22 protein-coding genes and 2 pseudogenes are annotated in these 26,555 nt (G+C 60.5%); 8 read left to right on the forward strand and 16 right to left on the reverse strand.

Annotated elements, in window-relative coordinates:
- Positions 1–52: 52 nt before the first annotated feature.
- Both CBB63_RS13180 and CBB63_RS13185 read right to left on the reverse strand, forming a co-directional pair.
- Complete coding sequence (locus tag CBB63_RS13180) at positions 53–898, reverse strand: glycosyltransferase family 25 protein (protein WP_286699476.1); 846 nt, start codon at positions 896–898, stop codon at positions 53–55.
- A 309-nt stretch (positions 899–1,207) separates the two neighbouring features.
- Positions 1,208–2,263: a glycosyltransferase gene (locus tag CBB63_RS13185; protein ID WP_286699477.1), complete on the reverse strand. Its 1,056-nt coding sequence runs from the start codon at positions 2,261–2,263 to the stop codon at positions 1,208–1,210.
- Between the two features lie 288 nt (positions 2,264–2,551).
- On the opposite strand from CBB63_RS13185, the gene hmgA reads away from it, so the two are divergent.
- The 4 genes from hmgA to CBB63_RS13205 all read left to right on the forward strand — a co-directional run bounded on the left by hmgA (position 2,552) and on the right by CBB63_RS13205 (position 6,836).
- The gene (hmgA, locus tag CBB63_RS13190; RefSeq protein WP_353744270.1) at positions 2,552–3,913 is read left to right on the forward strand and encodes a homogentisate 1,2-dioxygenase; all 1,362 of its coding nucleotides are present in this window, start codon (positions 2,552–2,554) and stop codon (positions 3,911–3,913) included.
- Between the two features lie 138 nt (positions 3,914–4,051).
- Positions 4,052–5,002 carry an MBL fold metallo-hydrolase gene (locus CBB63_RS13195; protein WP_005848911.1) on the forward strand — a complete coding sequence of 317 codons (951 nt, stop codon included), beginning with the start codon at positions 4,052–4,054 and terminating at the stop codon, positions 5,000–5,002.
- A gap of 23 nt (positions 5,003–5,025) precedes the next feature.
- Positions 5,026–6,651 carry an FAD-dependent oxidoreductase gene (locus CBB63_RS13200; RefSeq protein WP_286699478.1) on the forward strand — a complete coding sequence of 542 codons (1,626 nt, stop codon included), beginning with the start codon at positions 5,026–5,028 and terminating at the stop codon, positions 6,649–6,651.
- A gap of 2 nt (positions 6,652–6,653) precedes the next feature.
- On the forward strand, positions 6,654–6,836 hold the full coding sequence (locus CBB63_RS13205; protein ID WP_286699479.1) for a DUF2783 domain-containing protein: 183 nt from the start codon (positions 6,654–6,656) through the stop codon (positions 6,834–6,836).
- 149 nt (positions 6,837–6,985) lie between these two features.
- Here CBB63_RS13205 and CBB63_RS13210 read toward each other — a convergent pair.
- Together CBB63_RS13210 and CBB63_RS13215 are read right to left on the reverse strand one after the other, a co-directional pair.
- Positions 6,986–7,977: pseudogene (locus CBB63_RS13210) on the reverse strand (IS30 family transposase).
- A gap of 403 nt (positions 7,978–8,380) precedes the next feature.
- Positions 8,381–9,559, reverse strand: coding sequence for a multidrug effflux MFS transporter (locus tag CBB63_RS13215; RefSeq protein ID WP_286699481.1), 1,179 nt, complete (start codon positions 9,557–9,559; stop codon positions 8,381–8,383).
- A 142-nt stretch (positions 9,560–9,701) separates the two neighbouring features.
- Here CBB63_RS13215 and CBB63_RS13220 point away from each other — a divergent pair, with 142 nt between their 5' ends.
- The gene (locus CBB63_RS13220) at positions 9,702–10,274 is read left to right on the forward strand and encodes a TetR/AcrR family transcriptional regulator (protein WP_286699482.1); all 573 of its coding nucleotides are present in this window, start codon (positions 9,702–9,704) and stop codon (positions 10,272–10,274) included.
- A 28-nt stretch (positions 10,275–10,302) separates the two neighbouring features.
- Here the strand turns inward: CBB63_RS13220 and CBB63_RS13225 are convergent, their stop codons facing one another.
- The 5 genes from CBB63_RS13225 to CBB63_RS13245 form a co-directional block, all read right to left on the reverse strand.
- Positions 10,303–11,004: an ABC transporter ATP-binding protein gene (locus CBB63_RS13225; RefSeq protein ID WP_286699483.1), complete on the reverse strand. Its 702-nt coding sequence runs from the start codon at positions 11,002–11,004 to the stop codon at positions 10,303–10,305.
- A complete protein-coding gene (locus CBB63_RS13230) occupies positions 10,997–11,773 on the reverse strand; it encodes an ABC transporter ATP-binding protein (RefSeq protein ID WP_286699484.1) in 777 nt (258 codons plus the stop codon). The genes CBB63_RS13225 and CBB63_RS13230 overlap by 8 nt, the downstream gene beginning before the upstream one ends.
- On the reverse strand, positions 11,770–13,632 hold the full coding sequence (locus CBB63_RS13235) for an ABC transporter permease (protein WP_286699485.1): 1,863 nt from the start codon (positions 13,630–13,632) through the stop codon (positions 11,770–11,772). Before CBB63_RS13235 ends, CBB63_RS13230 begins: the two co-directional genes overlap by 4 nt.
- A gap of 74 nt (positions 13,633–13,706) precedes the next feature.
- Positions 13,707–14,924: an ABC transporter substrate-binding protein gene (locus tag CBB63_RS13240; protein WP_286699486.1), complete on the reverse strand. Its 1,218-nt coding sequence runs from the start codon at positions 14,922–14,924 to the stop codon at positions 13,707–13,709.
- A gap of 56 nt (positions 14,925–14,980) precedes the next feature.
- Complete coding sequence (locus tag CBB63_RS13245; protein WP_286699487.1) at positions 14,981–16,048, reverse strand: aromatic ring-hydroxylating dioxygenase subunit alpha; 1,068 nt, start codon at positions 16,046–16,048, stop codon at positions 14,981–14,983.
- 272 nt (positions 16,049–16,320) lie between these two features.
- On the opposite strand from CBB63_RS13245, the gene CBB63_RS13250 reads away from it, so the two are divergent.
- Entirely contained in the window at positions 16,321–16,644 is a 324-nt protein-coding gene (locus CBB63_RS13250; RefSeq protein ID WP_502695937.1) for a MarR family winged helix-turn-helix transcriptional regulator, read from the forward strand.
- A gap of 3 nt (positions 16,645–16,647) precedes the next feature.
- Here CBB63_RS13250 and CBB63_RS13255 read toward each other — a convergent pair whose 3' ends face one another.
- The 7 genes from CBB63_RS13255 to CBB63_RS13285 all read right to left on the reverse strand — a co-directional run bounded on the left by CBB63_RS13255 (position 16,648) and on the right by CBB63_RS13285 (position 24,610).
- Positions 16,648–17,232 carry an amino acid synthesis family protein gene (locus tag CBB63_RS13255; RefSeq protein WP_286699489.1) on the reverse strand — a complete coding sequence of 195 codons (585 nt, stop codon included), beginning with the start codon at positions 17,230–17,232 and terminating at the stop codon, positions 16,648–16,650.
- Positions 17,229–17,813 carry an amino acid synthesis family protein gene (locus CBB63_RS13260; protein WP_286699490.1) on the reverse strand — a complete coding sequence of 195 codons (585 nt, stop codon included), beginning with the start codon at positions 17,811–17,813 and terminating at the stop codon, positions 17,229–17,231. The genes CBB63_RS13255 and CBB63_RS13260 overlap by 4 nt, the downstream gene beginning before the upstream one ends.
- Positions 17,806–18,654 (reverse strand): UPF0280 family protein, encoded by an 849-nt coding sequence (locus tag CBB63_RS13265; RefSeq protein ID WP_286699491.1) that lies wholly within the window; start codon positions 18,652–18,654, stop codon positions 17,806–17,808. The genes CBB63_RS13260 and CBB63_RS13265 overlap by 8 nt, the downstream gene beginning before the upstream one ends.
- On the reverse strand, positions 18,651–20,138 hold the full coding sequence (locus CBB63_RS13270; protein ID WP_286699492.1) for a 6-hydroxynicotinate reductase: 1,488 nt from the start codon (positions 20,136–20,138) through the stop codon (positions 18,651–18,653). The genes CBB63_RS13265 and CBB63_RS13270 overlap by 4 nt, the downstream gene beginning before the upstream one ends.
- Complete coding sequence (locus CBB63_RS13275) at positions 20,131–22,878, reverse strand: molybdopterin-dependent oxidoreductase (protein WP_286699493.1); 2,748 nt, start codon at positions 22,876–22,878, stop codon at positions 20,131–20,133. The genes CBB63_RS13270 and CBB63_RS13275 overlap by 8 nt, the downstream gene beginning before the upstream one ends.
- Positions 22,878–23,714 carry an FAD binding domain-containing protein gene (locus CBB63_RS13280; protein WP_286699494.1) on the reverse strand — a complete coding sequence of 279 codons (837 nt, stop codon included), beginning with the start codon at positions 23,712–23,714 and terminating at the stop codon, positions 22,878–22,880. The genes CBB63_RS13275 and CBB63_RS13280 overlap by 1 nt, the downstream gene beginning before the upstream one ends.
- Positions 23,715–23,803: 89 nt before the next feature.
- Entirely contained in the window at positions 23,804–24,610 is an 807-nt protein-coding gene (locus CBB63_RS13285) for a ferredoxin--NADP reductase (protein WP_074636797.1), read from the reverse strand.
- A gap of 133 nt (positions 24,611–24,743) precedes the next feature.
- Here CBB63_RS13285 and CBB63_RS13290 point away from each other — a divergent pair, with 133 nt between their 5' ends.
- Positions 24,744–25,934 carry an amidohydrolase family protein gene (locus CBB63_RS13290; RefSeq protein ID WP_009824287.1) on the forward strand — a complete coding sequence of 397 codons (1,191 nt, stop codon included), beginning with the start codon at positions 24,744–24,746 and terminating at the stop codon, positions 25,932–25,934.
- 377 nt (positions 25,935–26,311) lie between these two features.
- A pseudogene (locus tag CBB63_RS13295) lies at positions 26,312–26,555 on the forward strand (class I adenylate-forming enzyme family protein); the annotation flags it as partial.

A 26,555-nucleotide genomic window follows, 5' to 3' on the forward strand; every position in this document is an offset into this window, starting at 1 on the left:
CCGTCTAAGCCGTCCGGGTTTNTTTCGCATTGGTCTCGCTTTTCCTATCGGGTTAGTGGCGCAACACTCCGTAAAGACGCAGTACATCAAACCGCCGACGTAGTCTTCGGCTTTTTAGGAAGGGTCTGAGAAGCCGGTATTTCAGCGCCATCTTNCCTTGGTCAAAGCGCCCCGGAATATCGGNGTCCTTNTCAGTTTGCGTCACAATAGGTCGGGCTAAAAAGCCCTGCCGCAGCATGCCCGGGGCNTGCCGCCAAACGAGATCGATCGGAAAGAAGAGGTGCTCGGTGGTCTGCAGAAACGCCTCTGCCGCACGACGNGAAACGATGTANCCGCTTCCCAGTNNCGGTGCCGGATCACATTCACACGCCACATGGCCGTTGGGGAGCGGATGAAGGTGNAAAATCCGCCAACGNCTACGCCATTCAAGCCTGCGCCATAGGCGACGCCGTGACCGTTCAANCACCGTTGGGCGTGNTCTAACTGCGTCGTTCGCAANTTGACTGAGTGTCTNTTCNTCCAGCGTGNANGTGTAAGGCGCGTTAGAGGAGAGATTCAAGAAATCCAGGCCAAGGCCGGGCATTTGCTTCTGAACCATCTCCAAATCCGGTGCGATATCAATATCATCTTCAAGGATCAGTGCATATTCTTCGTCTGTTTCAAGAAACTGCCGCCAAACGGCGATGTGCGAGGCTGCGCAAGCAATTTCACCGCGCACGGGCTGCTTTTTCTGATTGATCACAAATAGATGTCTATTCAAATCTGGGAGCTTAGCATCATCGTCATGGCCATCGACGGCGCGGAAGATTTTGAATGGCAACCCTAGTTCAGCCATCTTTCGCGAAACCTCCGACAGTCGGTCAGGGCGCCGCTCTAGGTTGATCAGGTAAGTATCCACAGAGTTCCTCGTTATTTACAACTGGACAGTATCCAGTACCTCTACTTGTTCCAGTTTGCNCTTGTGTGGCCAAAACCTTGANCGGACCAGATATTGTTANGTACNCCTTAGGATACGACTTCAGGTTGTTGGTCAAGATCACTCTTTGAGTCCAAATATCTAGTGTTCACGAGGCATTCCCCACTTTCAGGCGCAACAACTTGTGACCGGGCTATGAAAGCTATGTATCGCCTGATCATGTTGAGTGCCGAACATTGCGCCTCAAGGTCATCAGTACATCTTGTCGTCGAATATTTCCGGGCATATCCATCAAGCGCTCAGGCTCATATAAGCGCGGGTCACGGCCTTGGCATCGAACTTTTCGGGGAAATCGATCCTGAAACGCTCCGGGTTGTCTGANGCTTCCGTCATTCGGGCTGAAAGCGCTTCGATATTGTCGGGTGGTGACACGAGATTTGGTGTGGGCAGTATTTCAGCCGGCCCCGAGGGGCAATCCGTGCTGATGACGGGGACACCAAGGACAATCGCTTCGAGGATNGTCATGTTCAGCCCTTCATATTCCGACGATACAACCATGAATTTTGCCGCNTTGATCAACGGGAACGGGTTTTTCTGGAAGCCCACAAAATGCACGCGGTCCGCGATGCCCAAAGACTGCGCCAACGCCTTGGTGTCTTCCAGCAAGGGGCCGGTCCCGACGAGCAGCAGGTCATACGGGGTCTTAGCCTGCGCATATGCATTTAGCAGACGGTCGTGGCGCTTGGCTTTTTTGAACTTGCCTACGTTGACGATATAGTCCTTCCGGGGCGGCACCGGTTCACCGGCCTGCCGTTGGATCAACGCCGGTTCAACCGGGTTATAGATTGTGCGCGTCTCGATCGACTGCCCAAACAGCGCCTGCATGTCCTCTTCGACGCCCTTGCTAACGCAGATACATTTTTTTCCGCTGTAGATGCGGCGCAGTTTTTCCAGCTCCGCGTCTTGCTGGCCCCCCAGTGCATATTCATGTGACGCAGTGCTGTGCATGACAAAGTGAACATTCGGCAGTTGGCTGTGCGAGAGGACAAGATCAACTGGGAACAGATTAGAGAGAACGAGGTCAGGCACACCTATATGTTTTTTGACAAATCTGTCGAAAGCCATGGCCGCGACTTTTCCCCGGATTTTGCGTGGCAGTGAACGCCAAAGCCGATATGGAAACCTGTGAATTGGCACCTCAGGGTCGAGATCGTGATCGATGTCGTCTTTAAAAACAACGATATGTGCTTGGTGGCCCATGGCATTCATAGTGCGGGCCAAGGTCTGAACAACGCGCTCTGCACCACCGCCCTGTAGGCTGAAAACAGCGAGAACTATCGTTTTCATATATTCTTCTCCAATATGCGCTTTGGGCGTTGCATAGACCAAACGGTAGATAATGCGCACAGGCGTTGTGAAGTCCAGAACGGTTTTCGCAAGGATGCCGTGCTAAGGTGCCGTTATCTGTTCGGGACGTGTCCGGCGGTTGTAGTGGGGCCGACATTGGCGCGGCGGAACTGACGCCAGATGTTTTACCCATCCCCCAAACCACCTCACACCGCCCCCCAAAAAAACCAGTTGTTAGTTACAAATGCAACCTTTAGGCAATCGCTAGTGGAACGCGAGGAGCCGAGTATGACTGTCGAAAAACATCCGACCCGTATGACCCAAGCCCCGTCTCTTCCCGGGGCCAACGCCGGATATATGCCGGGCTTCGGGAATGATTTCGAGACAGAGGCGCTGCCGGATGCCTTGCCGCAAGGGATGAACAGCCCGCAAAAATGCAACTACGGGCTTTATGGTGAGCAGCTTAGCGGGACCGCCTTTACGGCGCCAAGCCATCAGAACGAACGTACCTGGTGCTACCGCATTCGCCCGTCGGTCAAACACTCGCACCGGTATCACAAGATCGATCTGCCCCTTTGGAAATCCGCGCCCAACATCGTCGCGGACGTCACGAGCCTTGGGCAATATCGCTGGGATCCGCTGCCGCACACAGAGACGCCGCTGACATGGCTGACGGGGATGCGCACGATGACGACGGCGGGGGATGTCCATACGCAGGTCGGCATGGCGACCCATGTGTATCTTGTGAATGCCTCCATGGTTGATGCGTATTTCTACTCTGCCGACAGCGAGATGCTGATCGTCCCGCAGGAAGGGCGTCTTCGGTTTTCCACTGAACTGGGGATCATAGATATCGCGCCGCAGGAAATCGCGATCATCCCGCGGGGGCTGGTCTACCGTGTCGAAGTGCTTGAAGGGCCGTGCCGTGGGTTCGTCTGCGAGAACTACGGCCAAAAGTTCGAGCTGCCTAATCGTGGGCCGATCGGGGCCAACTGCATGGCCAACCCGCGCGATTTCAAAGCACCCGTTGCCGCGTTTGAAGACCGCGAAGTCCCCTCTACCGTGACGGTGAAATGGTGTGGGGAGTTTCATGAAACCAAGATCGGGCAGTCACCGCTTGATGTGGTGGCATGGCACGGGAACTACGCGCCGGTGAAATATGACCTGCGCACCTATTGCCCCGTGGGGGCGGTGCTGTTCGACCATCCTGACCCGTCGATCTTTACCGTTCTCACCGCGCCCTCCGGTGTCGAAGGGACGGCGAATATCGACTTTGTCTTGTTCCGGGAACGCTGGATGGTGGCGGAAGATACGTTCCGCCCGCCGTGGTATCACAAGAATATCATGTCCGAATTGATGGGTAATATCTACGGCCAGTATGACGCGAAGCCCAAAGGCTTTATTCCCGGCGGAATCAGCTTGCACAATATGATGCTGCCGCACGGGCCTGATCGTAATGCCTTCGAGGGGGCCTCCAACGCAGAGCTGACGGCCCAAAAGCTCGACAATACCATGTCGTTCATGTTCGAGACCCGCTTCCCGCAGCAACTCACGAAATTTGCCGGACAGGAAGCCCCCTTGCAGGATGATTACATCGATTGCTGGGCGGACATCGAAAAGAAATTCGACGGGACACCGGGCAAGAAATGAAGCGGACTCCGGCCGGTGAAAGCACAACGTTGACCCGGCGCGGTGCCGCAGGGCGTGACGGGTATCAGATGAGGTTGGGCAGGTGCCAAAGCACCGTTCGATCCGCAACAAATTCCCCAAAGTAAAAGGACCAGAACCATGGCAAAAGCATTCGCATCCCAAGGGGATATGACAGAAAAGAAAGTCACCTTCGACGAAGTCGGCGAGGGCCTGTGGGCCTTCACCGCGGAAGGCGACCCGAATTCGGGCGTGATCATTGGCGATGACAGCGTCATGATTGTAGAGGCACAGGCGACGCCGCGTCTGGCCAATAAGGTCATCGAGAAGGTGCGCGAAGTCACCGACAAGCCGATCAGCCACGTGGTGCTGACCCACTACCACGCGGTGCGCGTGTTGGGGGCCTCTGCCTATGGGGCACAGCAGATCATCATGTCCGACGTTGCCCGCGCGATGGTCGAGGAACGCGGACAGGAAGATTGGGACAGCGAATTCCAACGCTTTCCCCGATTGTTCGAGGGGCATGAATCAATTCCCGGTCTGACTTACCCGACCACCACATTCAGCGACAGCATGACCGTCTATCTGGGCAAACGTCGTGTTGATATCAAACACATCGGCCGCGCCCATACGGCGGGTGATGCGGTGATCCATGTGCCGGATCAGAACGTCATGTTCACGGGCGATATCGTTGAGGACCATTCGGCCTGCTATTGCGGCGACGGATACTTCGGCGACTGGGGGCAAACGCTCGATAACATCAAGGCCTATGACGTGGATGCGATCGCACCGGGTCGGGGGGGCGCCTTGATCGGCAAGGACGCCGTTGAGCGTGCGATTGAAAGCACGCGTGATTTCGTCGAAAGCACCTTCAAGCCAGCGCAGCGGGTCGCCATGAAAGGCGGCACGTTGAAAGAGGCATGGGATGCGGTGCGCGCGGAATGCGACCCGAAGTTCAAGGATTACGCGATCTACGAGCACTGCCTGCCGTTCAACGTCAGCCGCGCCTTCGACGAGGCCCGCGGCATCTGGCATCCGCGTATCTGGACCGACAAGCGCGATCTGGAAATGTGGGCGCAGTTGCAGGGCTAAGGCCGGGTCTGGGAGGGCAAACCATGGTCGACGTCCGGTATGACATCGCGTTCAAACTATACCCTTACGAAAAGGGTGCGGATCAGGATCTTGCCCCCCGGCGTCACCCTGTGGTGATCGTCGGGGGCGGGCCCATCGGGATGGCGCTGGCGCTTGATCTTGGGCGCAAGGGCACGCCTGTTGTGGTATTGGATGATCATGAAGGTGTCGGGCAGGGCAGTCGCGCCATCTGTTTTGCCAAACGCACGCTCGAGATCTGCGACCGCCTTGGCGCGGGCAAAGCGATGATCGACAAGGGCGTTCAGTGGAACGTCGGCAAGGTGTTTCATGGCGATGAAAGGGTGTTCGAATTCAACCTGCAACCCGAAGACGGCCATAAGGCTCCGGCGTTTATCAACCTGCAACAGCCCTATTTCGAGAAATACCTCGTGGATGAAATCCGTGTGGCGCAATGTGACGGCGCGCCCATTGAAATCCGCGGGCGCAACGCGGTCACGGGGGTGACACCGCGGGGCGATCACGTGGTGCTGGATATCAACACACCCGACGGCCCCTACCAGCTTGAGGCCGACTGGCTGGTCGCTTGCGATGGCGCACGGTCTCCCACGCGCGAGATGCTGGGCCTGAGCTTTGAGGGTCGCGTGTTCGAGGATAATTTCCTGATCGCTGATGTGAAGATGAAGGCCGATTTCCCGACCGAACGCTGGTTCTGGTTCGAGCCGCCCTTCAAAGACAGCGGCGCGTCGGCGCTTTTACACAAGCAGCCCGACGATATCTGGCGGATCGATTTCCAACTGGGGTGGGACATTGACCGCGCCAAGGAACTGAAGCCCGAGAATATTCGCGCCCGCGTGGATGCCATGTTGGGCGAGGGGGCGGAATACGAGCTCGAATGGACCTCGATCTACACGTTCCAATGTCGGCGTATGGAAAAGTTTCGACACGGCAGGGTGCTCTTTGCGGGCGACAGCGCGCATCAGGTATCCCCCTTTGGGGCGCGGGGGGCCAACTCTGGCGTGCAGGACGCGGACAATCTAGCGTGGAAACTTGATCTGGTGATCAAGGGCTTGGCACCCGACCGCCTGCTCGACAGCTATTCGCAAGAGCGGGTCCACGGCGCTGACGAGAATATCCTGAATTCCACCCGCGCAACGGATTTCCTTACCCCCAAAACAGAGATGAGCAAGATTTTCCGCAATGCGGTATTGAACCTCGCACACCGTCACCCCTTTGCACGGCCCCTGGTGAATTCCGGTCGTTTGTCCGTGCCATGTGTCTATGACGGGCTGTCACTGAACGGCCCCGATGCGCTGAATGGCCCCGCGACAAGCCGTGTTGGCGCCACCTGCAGCGACGCGCCCTTGAGGGACGGCTTCTTGCTGGATGTGGTGGGCGGCGTATTCACCGTTCTGGCGATCAATACCGACCCGCCCGCGCTGGCCGAGGTTGGCGGGGTCACGGTAAACACCGTCACGCTGAACACGCAAACCGACGATCCCAACGGAGCCATTGCGGCACGCTACCTCGGCGACGCGCCCTGCGGCATCTACCTGATCCGCCCGGACCAGCATGTCGCCGCACGGTGGGCCCGCGCAAGCGCCGCAGACATCCGGTCAGCCGTAGGCATCGCAACAGGAAAGGGGCAGTAACGATGGGTCTCAACCTTCAACCGAACATCAAGGATCCGGACGGGTTCTATGATGAATTGCTTCGCGCACATGAAGGGCGAAGCGAGGATGAAAGCGACGCATTCAACGCACGCCTGATCCTCATCCTCGCGAACCATATCGGTGACAGAGAAACCCTGCGCGCAGCATTGGCCGCCGCCAAATAGGGGCATCTGGCGTCTGAAGCCGCGTTGAGGTTTGGGATGCTATCACTAATGTTCGTTATCGCCGGCGAGAGCAAAGATAGTTCTCGTCCAATGAGGCGCGTTCCCTGTCGCGCCTTTTGGATTCTCAAGGGTCGTTGCGACGGTTTCCGCTATCTCAGTTTCATCAGTTCTTCCTGAATGCTTCTGTTGGCGTTCGCCAACCCAGACACTTTCTGGGGGTGCCGTTCAAGCGGTCACAAATCGACTTCATATCTCGATTTGAGAGCGCGGCCACAGGCGCATCTCTGGGCAAATAACGCCGCGCACGTTTGTTCAGGTTTTCGACGGAACCCTTTTGCCACGGAGCCTGTGGATCACAAAACCAGGCCTCTGTGCCGATACCAGGCTTCAACTTACGCCAATTCCTGAACTCGATCCCACGGTCAAAGGTGATGGATTTGCGGGCCGGTTGCGGCAGGGGTTCCATCACACCCACCAAGCGGTTCATCAGGTGCGTTGTGCTGCGGTCGTTGTTGCGGAACAGGACGGCGAAGCGGGTCTTGCGCTCGATGAGCGAGGCGACGTTCATCTTACCCTGAGCACGCTCGAAAATCATCAAATCGCCTTCCCACTCGCCGAAAGTCTCGCGGCTATCAACGTAGTCAGGGCGTTCGTGAATTGAGCGATCCGGCGGGAACACAAGGCCTCGTGGCCTGCGCGCGTGATGCGGACGCCGTTTTTTCCGGCGGTTGGGCAGGTAGCGTGCGAGTTCTGCAGATTGACCATCTGGGCCGTAAACATAGGCGTAGATCGTTTCATGACTTACGCGGGTTGTTTGGCCTTCATATTGCAATCGGCCCGCGATCTGCTCTGGTGACCAACCTTCCTTGAGCTGCCTGATTACGGCTTTTCTCAAGCCGACAAGGCGCACCAGTTTGCGCCGCCGCGCACGTCTTTCGGTCGCCGCTTTTTGAGCAATCACACCGTAGTATCCGTTCAGTTCCGGCAACTCTTTGTCGAAATAGTGATTGCGCTTGATCTCGCGATACACCGTGGAAACATGCCTGCCGATCTCTGCTGCAATCTCGCGCACAGCAATCTTGGCGTTCAACATGTCTTCTATCGCGCGTCGTTCACGCAGGTTAAGCTCTTTATGCGCCATCTTCCATTCTCCTTGCTTTCCAGCAAGATAGGGGAAATGTCGCAACCCAGTTTAGAATGTGCCCTCCTACGGAAACTGTAACTGATAATTAGGATTATGTAAAAACGTGTTCAACCCAGCGGCCAGCCCACACACATATCCCGGCTCATATATGCGGTGCCAGTAACGCCTGGATGTCGCTGTCGGGGGGCGCGTTTCAGCGGTTTCGGATTGGCGAAGCCGTGTCGGCCCGCGGCACCCACGCCGTGATTTATGACGCGCTGCGCTTGGTGAAAAGCGTGTAGGCCGCCTTGATCAAGAAGAGACCACTCTAGCCCCGCGCAGGCAGTCCGCTTTACCGCAGACCGTCTGCGCGGGGGCTAGAGTGGGCGGGTGCCACTGCCCACCTCAACACGCATGGAGCTTAGGAGATCAGTCGCGATGACGAGGGCACGGTGAAGCGCCCTGCCGCGAAGAACAATACCGTTGCCAATCCCGCGGGGACCACAAGCCCGAGGGACATGGGGAGCGCCGTACCCGCCCCGCCAATCGCGACAGAGGTAGAGACGGCAAAGGCAAGGGCGAACTGGATCGCCCCCAGCAACGCCGATCCCATGCCGGCAGCTTTCTCTGTCAGCGACATCGCGATGGACATCGCATTCGCCGATAGCAGCCCGACGCAGCCAATCGATATCCACAGCGGGATGGCGAATACCAGAAGCGAGCTTGTCTGCGACAGCAGCGCCAGCACCAAAGTAGCGGCGAAAAACAGCGGCAAGACGGCGGTGAGGATCTGTTCGGGGCTATAGCGGTTCAACAGCATGCCATTGATGCGGCCAAAGATGATAAGCGCGGTCGCAATAGCCGCGAACATCATGCCAAAGCCGATTGGACTCAGCCCGTAGATCCCTTGGAACACCCCAGAGGAACCCGTGATAAACGCGAACATGCCGCTTTGAATAAGCCCCGCGACCAGCGCCATGATGAGAAATCCGCGCTCGGACAGGAGCCGCTTGGCGGTTTTTGCACCCGTGCGGAAGGGGTGAGGCTGGCGGCCTTCGGCGGGCAATGTCTCGGGCAAGGTGATCACGGACAAGACCAGCGCGACAAGGCTGATAAGGGCCATCGTCGCAAAGATGGAACGCCAGCCAAACGCTTCAAGCAACAGGCTGCCCAACGTGGGCGAGGCGATGGGGCCAAGCGTCAGCAACATGACAAGTACCGTCATGACTTTCGCCGCCTTTCGTCCTTCGTACAGGTCTTTGACCATGGCGCGCCCCACGACCATGCCCGCGCTCGCCCCGATGGCCTGTATGAAACGAAGTGCGTTGAACCACGCGATGTCGCTGAGCAACGGCAGAATAACAGAGGTCACGGTGAAAAGGACGGTGCCGATCAAAAGCGGCCCCTTGCGCCCGTAGGTATCGGTCAACGGGCCGATCAGGATTTGCCCGAAACAGAGCCCCAGAAAAAAGAGAGAGAGCGACAGCTCGGCCGCCGTATGGGTGGCGTTCATCGACGTCGCGAGATCCCCGAGGGCGGCCAGATACATGTCGGTTGCCAAGGGCGGAAAAAGGGAGAGCAGGCCTAGGGTTGCGGTCACAGCGAACGCGCGGCTTGAGGACAAGGAAATTTGAGACATCTTCGCTCCAACGAGATAATAGACTACGGTCTACTTGCGTTTAGTAGATCGCAGTCTAACAATCAATGTCATACCACGCTGCATCGATGAACAGGAGCTGTGCATGTCGGTAAAGAAGTCGGGCGGACGCCCCGCGAGTGAGGAAGCCAGCGCCGCTTTGAAAGCCGCCGCACTGCGGCTTGTGCGGGAAACGGGGTACGAAAAAGTCTCTATCGCGGCGATTATTGCCGAGGCGGGCGTCGCACGCCAAACGCTCTACAACCGCTGGGACACAAAGGCGGACCTCATCCTCGAAGCGATTTTCGAGGCGACGAATTCTTATGCCGCTGAACCGCCTTTGGATCGCGCGCAAGACTATAGGGCGCAGCTTGAAGACTTCCTGATCAAGGTTTTCGAACACCTGAAGGTCGACGGCGGAACGATCCGGTCGCTGATTGCATCGTCACAGCAAGACGCAAAATTTCACGCGTCGTTCCATGCTAAATTCGTTCTGCCGCGCGAGCAGATGATGACGCTGATGCTGCGTCAGGCGCAGGACCACGGGGCACTTTCACCCGCGCGCAACGTCGAGGTATTGTCGACCATGATCCACGGTGCATTCTGGTATCGCTTGTTGAACCGCGGCGTATTGGATGCGACTTTCGCGAAAGAGCTCGTGGCAGAGACCTTTGTCTGAACCCGCCTTGTGATCGCGGGCACCGCCCCTAAACCGACAGATATTGATCCCGAATTTCCGGCTGCGATTGCAGCGCGGCGAGCGTGCCGACGAATTTCTGTGTGCCGTGTTCGATGATCACCACGCCATCGGCGACCGCTTGCGCGAAATGCAGGTTCTGTTCGGACAGTAGCACCGTCAGCCCCTCTGCCTTGAGTTGCAGGATCACGCGGGCCATCTGTTCGACGATCACCGGCGCGATACCTTCGGAGGGTTCGTCCAGCAGGATGAATGCGGGGTTGCCCATCAGTGTGCGGGCGATGGTCAGCATCTGCTGTTCGCCCCCCGACAGCGCCTTGCCGCGGTTGTGACGGCGTTCGGCGAGGTTGGGGAACAGATCGAACACCATATCCTCGGTCCAGGTGGTGCAGCCGTCGCGGGGGGGCTGGCGGCCGACCTCAAGGTTTTCCAGCACGGTAAGCTGGGTGAAAATCCGGCGTTCCTCGGGGACGTAGCCCAGACCGTTGCGCGCGACCTTGTGGCTGGGCCAGCCAGTGATGTCCTGGCCCTGATAGACGATCTTGCCCTGCCGTGGCCGCACCAGCTGCATGATGGATTTCATCGTCGTGGTCTTGCCCGCACCATTGCGCCCCAGCAGGGCGACGACAGTGCCGCGATCCACGGTAAAGTTCAGGTCATTCAGCACCTGCGCCTTGCCGTAGAATGAATTGACGCCGTTCACCTCAAGCATGGGCACCCTCCTGCGCTTTGAACAGCGTGCCGCCGCCCAGATAGACCTCTTGCACCTGCGGGTTGTTGCGGATCTCGTCCACAGTGCCGTCGGCGATGAGCTGGCCACGGTTCAGCACCATGATGCGGTGCGAATGGGCAAAGACCACGTCCATGTCATGTTCGGTAAACAAAACGCTGATGCCCCGTTGCTCTAGTATATCGGCGGTCAGCTGCATCAGCGCGATCCGTTCGCGCGGTGCCATGCCTGCGGTGGGTTCATCCATCAGCAGCAGGATCGGATCATTGGCCAGCGCCACGGCGAGCTCCAGCCGCTTGAGGTCGCCATAGGCCAGCACCGCGCAGTGGCGTTCGGACTGGTCGGCCATCCCCACGGTATCAAGCAGCGCCAGCGCCTCGTCGCGGTAGAGTTTATAGGCGAAGGTGGTCAGGGAATAGAGCCGCTTGTGATGCGACATCAGCGCCATCTGCACGTTTTCGACCACGGTCATCGAGGCATAGGTCGCGGTGATCTGGAACGTCCGCCCCACCCCCATGCGCCAGATCTTGCGCGGCTGCATGCCCGCGATGTTCTTGCCCATCAGCTGCACGGTGCCCGACGACGGCTTGAGCTGTCCCATCAGCATGTTGAAACAGGNGCTTTTGCCCGCGCCATTGGGGCCGATCAGCGCCAGCAGCTCTCCCTTGGCAAGATCAAAGCTCACGTCATCCACNGCNTTGATNGCNCCNAAATTGCGGGACAGGTTGCGCACAGACAGGATCGGGCTCATTTCGCGTCCTCCGGTGTTTTCAGCAGGCCAATGCGTTCGCCCGCCTTGCGCAGCGATCCGACGATGCCTTCGGGGCCAAGGATCACGACAAAGATGATCAGCAGNCCCAAGGCGAGGCGCCAGTATTCGAAACGGGTCAGNTAGTCTTTGACGCCNTCAAAGAAGGCNCCGCCGACCCAGCCGCCCGACAGGGTCTTCACCCCGCCCAGAAACACCACGATCAGCGCGTCGAAACTGCGNGCGGTTTCAAGCTCGTTNGGGAAGATGCTGCCCTTGGAGAAGACGAACANCCCGCCCGCGAGCCCCGCCATGATGCCCGCAAAGGTAAAGGCGACCCATTGGATGCGTTTGGTGTTGATCCCCATCGCCTCGGCTTGNCGCGCACTGTCGCGGGCCGCGCGCANGGCATAGCCNAAGGGCGCATGNGCNGCTTGGCGCAGCAGCAGGATGCCCCCGATGCAGAAGACAAAAGCGAGGTAGTAATAGACNTCATTGTCNGANGCCCAATCGGACGGCCAGATGTTGACCAGCCCGTCNTCGCCCCCCGTCACATCNCCCCANTGGAANGCNAGGCTCCAGAGCAGTTGCCCGAAGGCGAGCGTNAGCATGGCGAAGTAGACACCGGTGGACCGCAGGCANACCCAGCCGATCACCACGGCGGCCAGCCCCGCGCAGATCGGNGCCAGCACCAGCGCCAGCTCCATCGGGGTGTCGGCATAGGTCACAAACAGCGCCGCGGCATAGGCCCCCCCGCCAAAGAAGGCCGCATGGCCAAAGCTGACCAACCCGCCCTGCCCCAGCATGAAATGCAGCGAGGCGGCGAAGAGACAGAAGATCATGATGTCGGTCACCAGCACCACGGCGAAATTCCCGCCGTAGAACGGCAGCAGCGCAAGGATGAACAGCCCCGCCATCACCAGCAAGCGCATNCGATTGCCCGCGGGCTTGATCGGGCGCTCCGGCTCTCCGGTCTGGCCATGCTCGCCCGCGATCTCCTCTTTCCCGAGCAGGCCGAAGGGGCGGAACATCAGGACGATCACCATGACGACAAACATCAGCACAAGCGTCGANTGCGGCGCATAGGTCACGCCAAACACATTCAGGACCGAGATGATCACCGCCGCCAGATAGGCCCCCGGNAGNGACCCCATGCCGCCGATGACCACGACCACAAAGACCGACCCGATAATGCTGAAATCCATCAACAGATCGGCACCCCCCTTGGGCAGTTGCAACGCGCCGCCAAGACCGGCAAGCGCACAGCCCAGAAAGAACACGCCCGTGAACAGCCACGCCTGATTGACCCCAAGGGCACCGACCATCTCGCGGTCCTGGGTGGCGGCGCGCACCAAGGTGCCGACACGGGTTTTCGTGATCAGATACCACAGGGCGATGGCNACGAAGGGCGTGATGATGATCAGCGCGATGTCATATTGCGGCACGGGTTCCCCCATGATGCGGATCACCCCTTTCAGCCCCGGCGCGCGCGGGCCCAGCAGATCTTGCGGGCCCCAGATCATCANCGCCAGNTCCTGAATGACAAGGATCACGCCAAAGGTCGCGACCAGNTGGAACAGTTCAGGCGCGCTATAGACAGGNCGCAGCACNCAGATCTCGACGATCACCCCGATCAGCCCGACNATCAGCCCCGCCAGCAGGATCGCCCCCCAGAANCCGACCATGCCCGGCAGCACCTGCATCAGCGAATAGNCGACATAAGCCCCCAGCATATAGAACGACCCATGGGCAAAATTCACCACCCGCGTGACGCCAAAGATCAGCGACAGCCCAGAGGCAACCATGAAGAGCGCACCCGCATTGGCAAGCCCAGTCAGAATCTGTGCGATGAAAAGGCCCATGGGCACCTCTTGATGTTGGGGNTGGGGTCAGATGCAGCCAAGGGGGCCTCCCCCCCCTTGGCTGCGGGTCCGGNTTATTCTGCCGGACGCAGTTTCGACACCTCTTCGTCAGACGGCAGGTAGTCGGCGCCGTCCAGATAGGTCCAGTCGGTCATGACGCCCGCACCGTCCTTGAGCATGGTCTTCCCGACAAAGGCCCCCATGGTGGCCTGATTGTCGATCTCGCGGAANGTGATGTCGCCCACGGGCGTCGCCACATCCAGCCCTTCGAAGGCCATACGGATCGCGTCGCCTTCGGTCGATCCCGCCTTGCTGATCGCGGCGGCGATGCTTTGCGCGGTCATATACCCGACGAGNGANCCGAGCTTTGGNGTTTCNTCGAATTTCGCCTGATAGGCATCAACGAAAGGCTTGTTCGCGCCNTCCTCATCCGAGAAGTCATACCAGGGATAACCGGTCACGACCCAGCCTTCGGGGGCTTCGTCGGCCAGNGGTTCAAGGTATTCCGGTTCGCCCGAAAGCAGGCCATAGACCGTGCGCCCGTCGAACAGACCACGGGTGGTACCTTCGCGGACGAACTTGGCAAGGTCGGGGCCGAAGGTCACGTTATAGATCGCGTCCGGCTTGGACCGCTCCAGCGCCTGAACCTCGGCGCCGGCGTCGATCTTGAACAGGGCGGGCCATTGCTCTCCGACGAATTCGACCTCGGGCTTCAGTTCGGTCAGCACTTCCTTAAAGGCGGCCACCGCGTCTTTGCCATAGGCGTAGTTNGGNGCGATGGTCGCGTATTTCACGGCATCGGTCTTGGCNGCCTGTTCNGCCAGCATNGCGGCCTGCATATAGGTCGAGGTCCGCAGGCGGAAGGTCCAGGGGTTGCCTTGGCTCCAGGTCAGGGCATCGGCCAGCGGTTCGGCGGCGAGGTACACCCAGCCCTTTTCCGCCGCGACCGAGGAGATCGCCAGACCGACGTTCGACAGGATCGAACCGGTGATCATCACGGTGCCTTCGCTGGTCATCAGCTCNTCGGCGATTTTGATCGCTNCACCGGGGTCGCCCTGATCGTCGCGGAAGATGAATTCGAGCGGGCGATCCAGCACACCGCCATCGGCGTTGATTTCCTCNAGCGCCAGTTCGATGCCCTGTTTATACGGCTCGGCAAAGGCGGCGAGACGTTTGTAGTGGTTGATCTCTCCGACTTTGATCGGGTCGCCCGACTGCGCCGNTGCGGCAAAGCCGGTGACGCCAAGGGCAAAGGCCCCTATGACGCTGTTCAGGAATGTCTTTCTGTTCATGTGATGGTCCTCTCGTGTTGGGGTGTGCCGTCTGCTGCGGCTTTGCTTTTTATGGATCAATCATGCTGGACAAAGACCGGTGCGACGGGGTCGCCCAGATCGTCCGTCGCCTCTGCCTCGATCCGGTCGCGGATGCGTTTGCGGTAGACGTTGGGCGCTTTGTCGATAGCGATGCGGATGGGNTTGCGTTTTTGGGGGCGCTGTTCTTCTTGGTGGACGGCTTCCAAAATCGCCTTGTCCTCGGCAAATGCTACGCGGAACATCGCGTCCATTTGGTCCGACGCGGCGTCATCGCCTAGGGCGGTGTTGCGCAGGTGCATCCAGTGGTCGATCGTATAGTCCTCTGTCACGGGTGTGACGAAATGGAGCGCAAAGATACGCACGCCTTTGTTGCGCTGATCTTCGGGAAGTTCAAGCTTTGCATCAGACGACCCAAAGTCAATCACGGCGGTCGAGGGCATGTGCAGATAGTAATAATGCCAGCGGTCCACATTGCCGCTAAAGCCGCCGAATGCCTTGAAAAAGCCGATGGGTTCCGCGTCTCTGATCCAGCGCCATGCCACGATCACCTCNTCTGCGGTTTTGACGTGCACGGGTACGTTTTCNGAGGCCGCATTNCCCAATGTCGTCGGATGGACAAAGCTGACATGCGCCGGATCCACAAGGTTTTCGGCAACGTTGAGGTAATTTGCGCGGATATGCAGCTTGTCCCCGTGGTGGACGTGCCACCCCTCCTGACCCAGCTCGGGCAAGTCAAAGGCCAGCGCGGGGTCGGCCTTGTCGGCGTCGCCCATCCAGATGAACACAATGNCGTGGCGTTCCAGCACCGGATAGCTGTCAACATAGGCGGATNTGGGCAGGTTCGATTGCCCCGGCACCCGCACGCAGGCCCCGTCCGCGCCAAAGGTCATACCGTGATAGCCGCATTGAATGGTGTCGCCGATGCGCTTGCCCTTGGACAGCGGNAGCAGCCGGTGCGGGCAGCGATCTTCGAGCACGGCGATCTGGCCATCGCTGGTGCGGTANGCTACTAGGTTCTGCGCAAGCAATGTCAGCGGCACCAGCTCATCGCCAAAGTCGGTAGACCAACCCGCAACGTACCAAGCGTTTCTGACAAAGGACATCGGTTCACTCCTTGCTCTGCACAGCTTCATGAAGGACCAAAAAATTGTTAGCTGTCAAACAATTTCTNGCGCCCCATCTGATATAGACCCCAGATGGAAACCGTGGGATGATAGTGCCTAATCTATACGCATTGACCCAAGAGCACTGGATAAGAACCTTGGTTGAAACCACACAAGACCTGACCCTGACCGCAGACTATGCGTTGGAACAACAGATCGGGTTCAAGCTGCGCCTCGCGAACCAGCGCCACCTTGAAATCTTNAACCGGCGGATGCCGGATATCACGCCNACACAATTCGCCGTGCTGGCCAAGCTGCGCGACGAGGCGCGGATCAGCCAGAACCATCTGGGGCGTCTGGTCGGGATGGACGCGGCGACCACCAAAGGCGTGATCGACCGGTTGCGCAAAAAGGGGCTGGTCCATTCCACCCCGTCAAAGACCGACATGCGGCGGCTGGAGATTTCGCTGACCGACGAAGGCATCGCGGTGACCGCCAAGGCGATTGCCACCGCGCAGGAAATCTCGGCCGAGACGGTCGGCAACCTCACCCCGCGCGAGGTCGACCGGCTACTGGCCCTGCTTGAGAAACTATAGGCTCTAACGCAGGCCGTCCTTGCCTTCGGCGTCTGCGTGGGTCAGCCCACCGACACGGGGCAAGGGGCGCCCGCTATCGGTCACGGCCACGGCCACCAGTATCTCGCCCGCGCGCGGCGCGTCGTTCAACCGCACCTCGATCCCGTCGAAATGGCTGCGCACATAGGCGGCGTCCTTGTGCCCCAAAGGCACGTCAAGCACCTGCCCCGGCCCGCCCATCTTTTTCGACGACGGCACCAGTGCGGCCCCCTTTTCAACCGCGACCCGCAGCGGTGCGCCCAGTTTCGGGTGCAGGATCGCGGCGGCATGTTCCAGCTCTCCCCCCTCGCCCACCATCGCGGCCTTGCCATAGCTTTCGGCCTGCGCGGGGGTGATCCCAAGGGCCGCAACACATTTATCGCCCAGCAATCCCCCCAGCTCTGCGCCGATGTCCATCAGTGTGGTCAGGTCTTCCGTATAAGAGCCTACAAAGGGGTTTTTGATCACGGCCACAGCAACGGCCTTGCGCGTGGGGGGCGATATCTGCTGCCCAATCTCGCGGTGGGTCTCTTCGATCCAAGTGGCGACTTTGCGGATTTCGGCGCTCATCTCAGGCCATCCTTTCCTTCGATTTCCTTTGCATCCAACCCGCCCGCGCGGTTGTGGATACGTGCCCCTGTGGTCATCACAAGGATCACCGCCATTTCTTCGGCGCGGGGGCTGTCATTCAAGCCGACCTCGATTGAATCGAAATGGCTGCGCACATAAGAGGCATCGACATGGGTCACAGGCACATCCAGCCGCACCCCCGCCGCGCCGACCTTTTTCGTCGATGGCACAATCGCCTTCGACCCCCCAAGCACGTCGCGCATCGCATAGCCGCCGGGGGCGTGCCAGAGCGCACCGTGCTCCAACTCTCCGCCCGTGCCGACGATGCTGCCTTTGCCGTAGCCTTCGATCTGTGCCGCCTCGACCCCGAGCGCCGCCAGCAGCTTTTGCGCCATCGCGACCCCCAGCGGTTTGAGGTCTTCCATAAAGGGCTGGATGTCCTCGATATAAGAGCCTGCATAGGGGTTTTGGATCACAGCCATAACCGACCCGCGTTTCAGCGGCGTATTGGCGCGGGGGCCGCCTTCGTGGAAAATCTCTTCGACGCTGGTGACAATTTTGCGGGTCATAACCTCAGGCATATTCGGGGGCTTTCACTAGGGATTTCAGGGTTTCGGGCAAGCCGATAACAGTATGTTGGTCGCGCAGAAAAAGCGCCGCGCCAGAGATGAGGCCACGGTCGCGCAAACCCTGCGCCGCTGTCGCGCCNGCCTTGAGGGCGTGGNTAACATCGGCAGGGGAGAGCGGCCCNACATGGGTAACCACCGTTGCCGCACCAAGGTCACTGTCGTCGTGCAGCAGGTTGGCGGGGCTACGCCGGATCGCGGGATGNGCGGGCAGATCGACGGCGTTGCCAAGTTTGGTCGCCGCCGCNTCGGCCATCGCGGCGGATCGGGCCAGCACGGTGACACTGTCGGCAATGCCCAAGGACTGGCTGCGCCCGCCCTGCCCGCTGGTGGCGATGCCGCGAATGNGATCACTGCTGCGGATCGTGACGGTGCCAAGCGACCGCCCGTCCAGCCCCGCGATGCCCACGTCAAANCGCGCGCCNTCGGTCAGATGCAGCGCGATATCGCCACCGTTGTTNACATAGGCGCGGGTCAGATCGGCGGCATCCACCATGGCCGACAATACCTCTGCCGCGACGGCACCGGCNACGNAGATCATCGGCGTGGTCAGCCCGTCGGCATGGGGCAAGGCGGCGCGGTACATGGCGCGGGCGATCTTGCCGTTTGGTTTGGTGCCCACAGGGCGGCGCAGCAGGGGCAGTTCTGCCGTCAGTTCAGACAGGATCGTGCCAAAGCGATCGAAACCCGCGCGAAACGCCAGATCTCGCGCGCCATCCGCCCCGATGACCAGATCNATCGGGCCGTGGGACAGATGCAGCCTGCCACCNGGGAGNAGAGCCGCCTGTGCCGTCATGTCTTGTCCTTCGACCAGCCGTAGTTTTCCCGCGCGTTCGGGTCGGGTTGCAGCAGTTGCTGCGCCACCCGTCGCACATCATCGGTGACCACATCACGCACGGGCTGGATATGCTCCATATGCCCGCCAAGCGTGCCGTAATCCTCGCGCCGCAGGGTGAATTCNATCGGTGCCACCAGCGCGGGGGTGGGTACATAACCGAAAGAGTTCGTGGGCATATCCATGACATCCACCATGACGGTTATNCCGCCNCCCGGCCAGACATAGGCCTCGGCCCCGCCGCAGGACACATGNGTCAGCGATTCCTTGACCGACCGCGTCAGCCGCACGGGGTTCTCTGTCACGCCGGCNCGCANACTGCCGCCCGCCCCCCCCATGAACAGCACNGAACAAAGCGAGGGTTCGCAATTCTCGGCGATGCGGTCCGCGACGACCAGCAGCTCGGGCGTGATCTCGGCTGGTTGCGGGATCAGGTCATCATCCAGCGTGAAATAGGCCCATTGCTCTCCGGTGGTAGAGATCATCAGCAGCCGCAGCCCCGGCCAGGCACGCTTCGGGTCGGCGTCACGCAGGATGGTCAGCGGGTCTTCAACATCGGTGCCGCCCCATCCGGTGCCGGGGTCCGCCACCTGAAAATACCGTCCCGGCGTTGACCGCCGCCCGTTCACGCGGATGCCCGACGGGGTCATATCCAGCCCCTTGCCCGCCTCGTGTTCTGTCAGCACGCCGGTGATGTGATCATCGACAACGACGACCTCGTCCACATGCCCGTGCCATTGTTTGGCGAACATNCCGATGGTCGCTGACCCACAGCCCACGCGCATCAGCTTTTCCGGNACGCCGTTGATGATCGGCGCTTTGCCCGCCTCGACCACCATGGTGACGCCGCCGTCGATGGTGACCTCGACCGGTTCACGGTTACATAGGCGCAGCAGCGCGTCACAGGTCACGCGGCCCTCTTTCTTGGAGCCGCCGGTCAGATGCTCGACCCCGCCCAAAGACAGCATCTTGGACCCGTATTCCGAGGTCATCACGTNTCCGATCGCCTCTCCGTCAACGCGCACCACNGCGCGCTCGTCGCCGATGTGGCGGTCGGTGTCGATCTTCACCTTGACCCCGCAATACGAAAAAATGCCCTCGGTCACGACCGTGATCATATCCACGCCCTCGACCTCTTGGCTGACGATGAAGGGCGCGGGTTTGTAGTCGGGATAGGTGGTCCCCGCCCCNACGGCGGTGACGAAATCGCGCCCGCCCTGAATNACGTCGCCGTCCCAATCTTGCGCNTTNTCGCCCTGATCCAGAAAAGCGACGGCCTTGGCCCCCGACTGGATCACGGTCAGCGGGTCCAGCCGTACCAATTCGCCCGCGTGGTTGGCATAGCGGTCGCAGGCTCCGGATTTGCCGTCGGCGATGAAACACATCACCGGGCAGGCATCGCAGCGGATTTTCACAGGCTTGGGGTCGCGCAGGTCGTCAGGCATGTCCGGCCTCCTTCAGGGCGGCGCGCAGGCGCGTCGGCGTGGCCGGTGTCTGCGTCACGCGNGCACCGGTGGCATGGTAGATAGCGTTGAGGATCGCGGGGGCGGTGGGGATCAGCACATGTTCGCCCAGACCTTTCGCGCCGTAGGGNCCATGGGCATCGGCNACCTCNAGGATCAGCGTCTCGATCGGGGGAACGTCGCCGATGGTCGGCACCAGATAGTCATGCAGGTTCTCGGTGCGCCCGGGGATATANTCCTCCATCAGCGCCATACCAAGCCCTTGGGCGATGCCNCCCTGNACCTGCCCCTCGACCAGCAACGGGTTGATCGCACGACCCACGTCATGGGCGGCGACAAAGCGCAGCGGGCGGCANAGGCCAAGGGCGATATCCACCTCGACCACCACCAGATGCGCGGCATAGCCGAACTGCGCATAGGGCACGCCCTGCCCGTTTTCATCCAGCGGTTTGACNGGCGGATCATAGCTTTCCTGCGCCTGCAGCACATAGCCCTGCGCATCGACCGGCAGCCGCGTCAGATCAAGGCGCTGCGTGCGCCCGCCGTCGGTCACCGTGAGCTGCCCGTCTTGGGAGCCGATCTGCGCGGCGGGGCCCGCATTGACNTGCCGCAGGATCTGCGCCCGCAGCGCCTCTCCGGTCTTCAGCGCGGCATTGCCCGACACAAAGGTCTGCCGCGAGGCAGAGGTTTTGCCCGCGTCCGGCGTGATATCGGTGTCACCGCCTAGGATCTTGATCCCCTCGACAGACAGCCCAAGCGCTTGGGCAAAGATCTGCGGGATCACCGTATTGGCCCCCTGCCCGATGTCCATCGCGCCTTGGTGCAGCACAACCGTGCCATCCGCCCGCACGCCCGCCAGAATGGTTGACGGGTTCGGCAGCGAGGTATTGCCGCAGCCGTACCACGCCCCCGCGATCCCGACACCGCGTTTCACCGTGTCATTCTTTGCATTGAACCGGGCGCATTCGGCTTTCGCCTCCTCCCACGCGGGGCGCAACGCCTCTAGACAGGGAGCGATGCCGACGCCCTGATCGAACACCTGCCCGCAGACCGTGGGCACCCCGTCCGTCAGGGCGTTCTTCAAACGGAACTCCAGCGGATCAAGCCCCAGCTTTTCGGCCAGCAGGTCAAAGGCGGTTTCTTGTGCGATGGCCGATTGCGGAACGCCGAAGCCGCGGAAGGCGCCGGCGGGGGGGCAATGGGTATGCACGGCACGGCTGCGTGCGCGATAGTCAGGGATGTGGTAGGGGCCAGAGGCATGCACCGGCACGCGATTGGCGACCGTCGGCCCCCAGCTGGCATAGGCACCGGTGTTGAAATCCCCGTCAAACCGCAGCCCCGACAGCGTCCCATCCGCCTTGGCCCCGACCTTGATCATGATCTGCGCGGGGTGGCGTTTGGTGGTCGATTGCATCGTCTCGGCGCGCGCATAGGTCATGCGCACGGGCCGCGCCGTCTTGAGCGCGGCAAGCGCGATGAAGGGCTGCAACGACAGGTCGATCTTGGATCCGAAGCCGCCCCCGACCGCCGTCGGCACAATGCGGATGTCGGCCATGGGACGGTCAAGGATCGCGGCCAGTGCTTCGCGGTCCATACCTGGCGCCTGGGTGCAGGCATGCACATGGATGCGCCCGTCGATCACTTGGGCAAAGCCTGCCTCTGGCTCGATATAGCCATGTTCGACAAAACTGGTGGTATACTGCGCCTCGACCGTGACGTCGGCGGCGTCGAGCGCGGCCTCCACATCGCCGCATTGCACGAAGCCGCCGCACATGATGTTCCCTTTGCGGTCCTCGAACAGCTGCGGCGCGTCGGGGGTGGTCGCGGCATCGGTATCGGCAAGCGCAGTTTGTGGCGACCAATGGACAGGAAAGCTTTCCAGATCAAGGGCGATCATCGCCTCCGCCTCTCCCACGACGCAAGCCACCGCCTCCCCCCGGAACCGGATATGGTTCACAGCGAAAACCGGCTGGTCGATGAAGCCGGGGATCACGCCAAAGGCGTTGAGGCCGGGCACGTCATCTGCGGTCAGGATGCAATGGATCCCGGGCTGCGCGCTGCGCCATGCCTCAAGATCGCCGAAGGAAAATCCGGCCGAGGCATGGGGCGAGCGGACGACCCGCGCGATCAAAGCACCGGCCGGGGCAACGTCATCGCCAAACGCCTCTGACCCGTCGACCTTGGCCTGCCCGTCCAGCCGCCGCGCAGGTTGACCAAGCGCGGTAGAGGCGACAGTCAGCCCGTCGGCAGCATGGGCCCCGACCACCGCGTCGATGATCTTGCGATAGCCGGTGCAGCGACACAGCACGCCGCCAAGGGCATCCTGCACCTGCGCCGCGCTCGGCTGCGGCACCTCGCGCAACAGCGCCACGGCAGAGACCATCATCCCCGGTGTGCAAATCCCGCATTGCGCGGCCTGATGGTGCTGAAAGCTTTGCATCAACGCCTGCGCGTCGTGGTCGGTTTTCACCAGCCCCGCCAGCGTCTCCACCTGCCGCCCCACTGCCTGCTGCACGGGCATCAGGCAGGCGCAGACCGGCGCGCCATCGACCAGCACAGTGCAGGCCCCGCAATCGCCCGCGTTGCAGCCGATCTTTACATCCTTGCGGTCCAGCCGCTCGCGCAGCGCGTAAGATAAGCGTTCACCGGGCAGCGGTTCAACCTGTGCAATGCTGCCGTTCAGGGTGAAAGAGGTCACTTCTGTCGTGGTCGGCCTATCCATCACAGAGCCCCTTTCAAGGCGCGCATCACAGCGCGGCGGACCAAAGTGACGCTGGCGGCAAGGCGGTAGTCGGCGCTGGCGCGCGCATCCGTAATGGGGCTTAGCGATTGCACCAGATCAGCAGTCATGCGGTTTTCTACATCGCCAAGGGCGCTACCGCGAAGCTGATCCTCAAGCGCGGTGAGCCGCTGCGCGACGGGGGATGCGGCACCGATGGCGATGCGGATATCGGTGAGTCTGCCGCTCTCGATCTTTGCCAGCACCGCGACCATGCAGATCGAGATCACCAGATACTTCCGCGCACCGAGTTTGACAAAGCTGCTGTGACTATCAGCCGGGGGCGCGGGGATATGGATGGCGGTGACAAGCTCGTTCTGGGCGCGGACGGTCTGGCGCACGCCTTGCAGGAACTGCGACAAGGGCAGCACGCGCGACCCGTTTGCGCTGCAAAGCTCTACCTCGGCATTCAGGGTCAGCAGCGGCGGCACCCCGTCGGCGGCAGGAGAAGCGTTGCACAGATTACCCGCGATGGTGCCTGCGTTCTGGATCTGGATCGACCCGACCTCGCGCGCCGCCAGCTTGAGCCCGTCGAAAGCGGCGGGCAGATCAGCGCGGATGATGTCTGTCCATGTGGTGGCCGCCCCGATACGCCAGCCTTGGTCTGTTTGGCTGATGCCGCGCAGCTCTGGCAAGCGGGTGATATCCAACAGGTCGCCCGTCACAGGACGGTCGCCGCGTGCGGGGAACCAATCGGTCCCCCCCGCGATGATCGACACCGGCCCCGCGGCCAATGTGGTTAGCGCTTGATCCAATGTCGTCGCGGTCAGGTAGCTCATCGGGTCACCTTTTGCTGCGGGCGTAAAACTTGTTGGTATACGAATAGAAGTGCGTCGGGTGCCTTCGTGTCAAATCAATTCGCATGTCGTCAGCCGACAAAGGCTTTTTCGACCACAAAACTGGCAGGGCGATTATTTGCCCCCTCCACCAGCCCAAAGGATTCGAGCGCGGCTTTGGTGTCGTTCAACATGGCCATCGACCCGCAGATCATCGCGCGGTCGCGATCAGGAGAGATCGGCGGCACGTCCAAATCGCGGAACATCTTGCCCGACGCCATCAGGTCGGTTTGCCGCCCTTCGCGCGGCCACGGCGCGCGGGTCAGCGTGTCGTATAGGGTCAGCCTTTGCGCCAATTCCCCCACCAGCGGATCGGCCTTGAGGCTGGCGACCAGATCACGGCCATAGGTCAGCTCTTTGGCGGTGCGACAGGTGTGGCACAGGATCAGATCGTCGAACTTCTCATAGGTCTCGGGGTCACGGATGACCGACGCGAAAGGCGCGATGCCGGTCCCCGTGGCGAACATCCACAGCCGTTTGCCGGGCAGCAAGGCATCATTCACCAATGTCCCCGTCGGCTTGCGGCGCATCAGCACGGTATCACCGACCTTGAGCTTTTGGAGGTGCTGCGTCAGCGGCCCGTCAGGTACTTTGATAGAGTAGAACTCGACCCCCTCGTCCCACGACGGAGACGCGATGGAATAGGCACGAAACACCGGCTTTTCGGCATTGGGCAGCCCGATCATCACGAACTCCCCCGACCGGAAGCGGAAGGACGGGTCGCGGGTGATGCGGAAGCGGAACAGGCTGTCGGTATAATGCTGCACCTCCGTCACCGTTTCGGCAAAGACACCTGCGGGGATCGGGAAGCTGGGGCGAGAGAGAGAAGCGGCGTCCATGGAAAGTCCTTATCGACTGCGTATGTATTATTGTTTGTATGCGAATGATTATCTGTCAAGCGTTTCATCTTGATCGGTTGAATTTTTCTGTTAGCGTTCAAATGAAACTGATGTTGCTTGAAAGGCGTGCCCCATGTCAGACACCTCTGCAAAACTCGTGATCCGGAACATCGGGATGATCCTGACCGGCAAGATGGAAGACCCCATTGCCGACGGGGATTGCCTGATCGCGATGGATGGGAAGATCACGGAATGGGGCTATGCCAAGGATATGGATTGTGACGGGGCCACGACAGAAGTCGACGCCCATGGCGCGACGCTGGCACCGGGGTTGATCGACAGCCATGTGCACCCGGTGGTGGGCGACTATACCCCGCGCCAGCAGCAGTTGGGGTGGATCGATTCAACGCTGCACGGCGGGGTGACCACGCTGATCTCTGCCGGCGAAGTGCATATGCCGGGCCGCCCGAAGGATATCGTCGGCCTCAAGGCGATGGCGATCGCGTCACAGCGTTGGTACGAAAACTTCCGCCCCTCGGGCGTCAAGGTTCACGCGGGCGCGCCGGTGATCGAACAGGGCATGGTAGAGGAAGACTTTGCCGAGATGGCCAAGGCCGGCGTGACCCTGCTGGGCGAGGTCGGACTGGGCACGGTCAAGGATGGCAAGACCGCCGCGCAGATGGTCGGATGGGCACGCAAATACGGCATGCAAAGCACGATCCACACCGGCGGCCCGTCGATCCCCGGATCAGGGCTGATCGATGCGGATATGGTGCTTGAGACAGGAACGGATGTGGTCGGGCATATCAACGGCGGGCACTCTGCCCTGCCCGACGATCAGATCATCTGCCTCTGCGAGGGCTGCAAGGCCGCGCTTGAGATCGTGCACAACGGGAACGAACGCGCCGCCTTGCTGACGCTGAACACAGCGCGCGAGTTGGGCAAGCTTGATCAGTTGATCCTGGGCACCGACGGTCCGGCGGGATCTGGCGTGCAGCCTTTGGGGATCATGCGCATGGTTGCGATGCTGTCGTCGCTTGGCGATGTACCTGCCGAGATCGCCTTTTGCTTTGCCAACGGCAACACCGCACGGCAACGCAAGCTGGACACCGGATTGATCGAGGTCGGCAAATGCGCCGATTTCGTCCTGATGGATCAGGCACAGCATGCGCCCGGCAAAAATATGCTTGAATCTGTGCAACTGGGAAATCTGCCCGGTGTTGGCATGACGGTGATTGATGGCGTGGTACGCAGCCTGCGCAGCCGGAATACGCCCCCTGCCACGCGGCTCCCCGAGCTGATTTGCGGCACCGTCGGCGCCTGAACGCCGACATAAGCGGCAGCGGCGGGGGATCTGCCGCCCCCCAAGTGACGCGATGTTTCAATGACATCGCAGGTGCCATTGGCCGCTTTCCCCGGTTTCGGGGAAAGTAGGGCTTTCCTTACCTTTATATTCATGGTCAATTTTCGCCGAGATATGGGGCCGCAGGTGCGGAGGGCCTTGGTGCGCGTAAAATCCTGTCAAACGTCAGCTTGCGGAACATCGTTCCATCATGCGGTATTGGCAGTTTGAATTTTAGCGCTTAGGCTGCAGAAATCAGAGTCGCGGACAATCGTGGAGGAGTGTCCGGCAACAGACTCGATAAGGGAGGACGAAATGGCCACACTATCTGTATCTATGCTGTCTGCGGGCGGGTGCATATGACCGCAATGACCCCCGAAGAAGCCATTCGCCACGTGGTTTCAACGAACCCGACGTTCGAAGTAACCGAAAGTAATATCCGTGGCGTCACCTATAAAACATTCAAGAATATCCCGAAAACCCTGGGCGGGCTGATCCAGGCGAGCCGCGAAATTCAGGGCAATGGCGCGGCGGAGTTCCTGGTCTATCAGGATGAACGCTGGACCTATGATGCGTTCACCGCCGATGTGAACCGCATCGCCA

It is taken from the genome of Sulfitobacter sp. TMED3, assembly GCF_002167505.1.
Taxonomy (GTDB): domain Bacteria; phylum Pseudomonadota; class Alphaproteobacteria; order Rhodobacterales; family Rhodobacteraceae; genus Sulfitobacter; species Sulfitobacter pontiacus.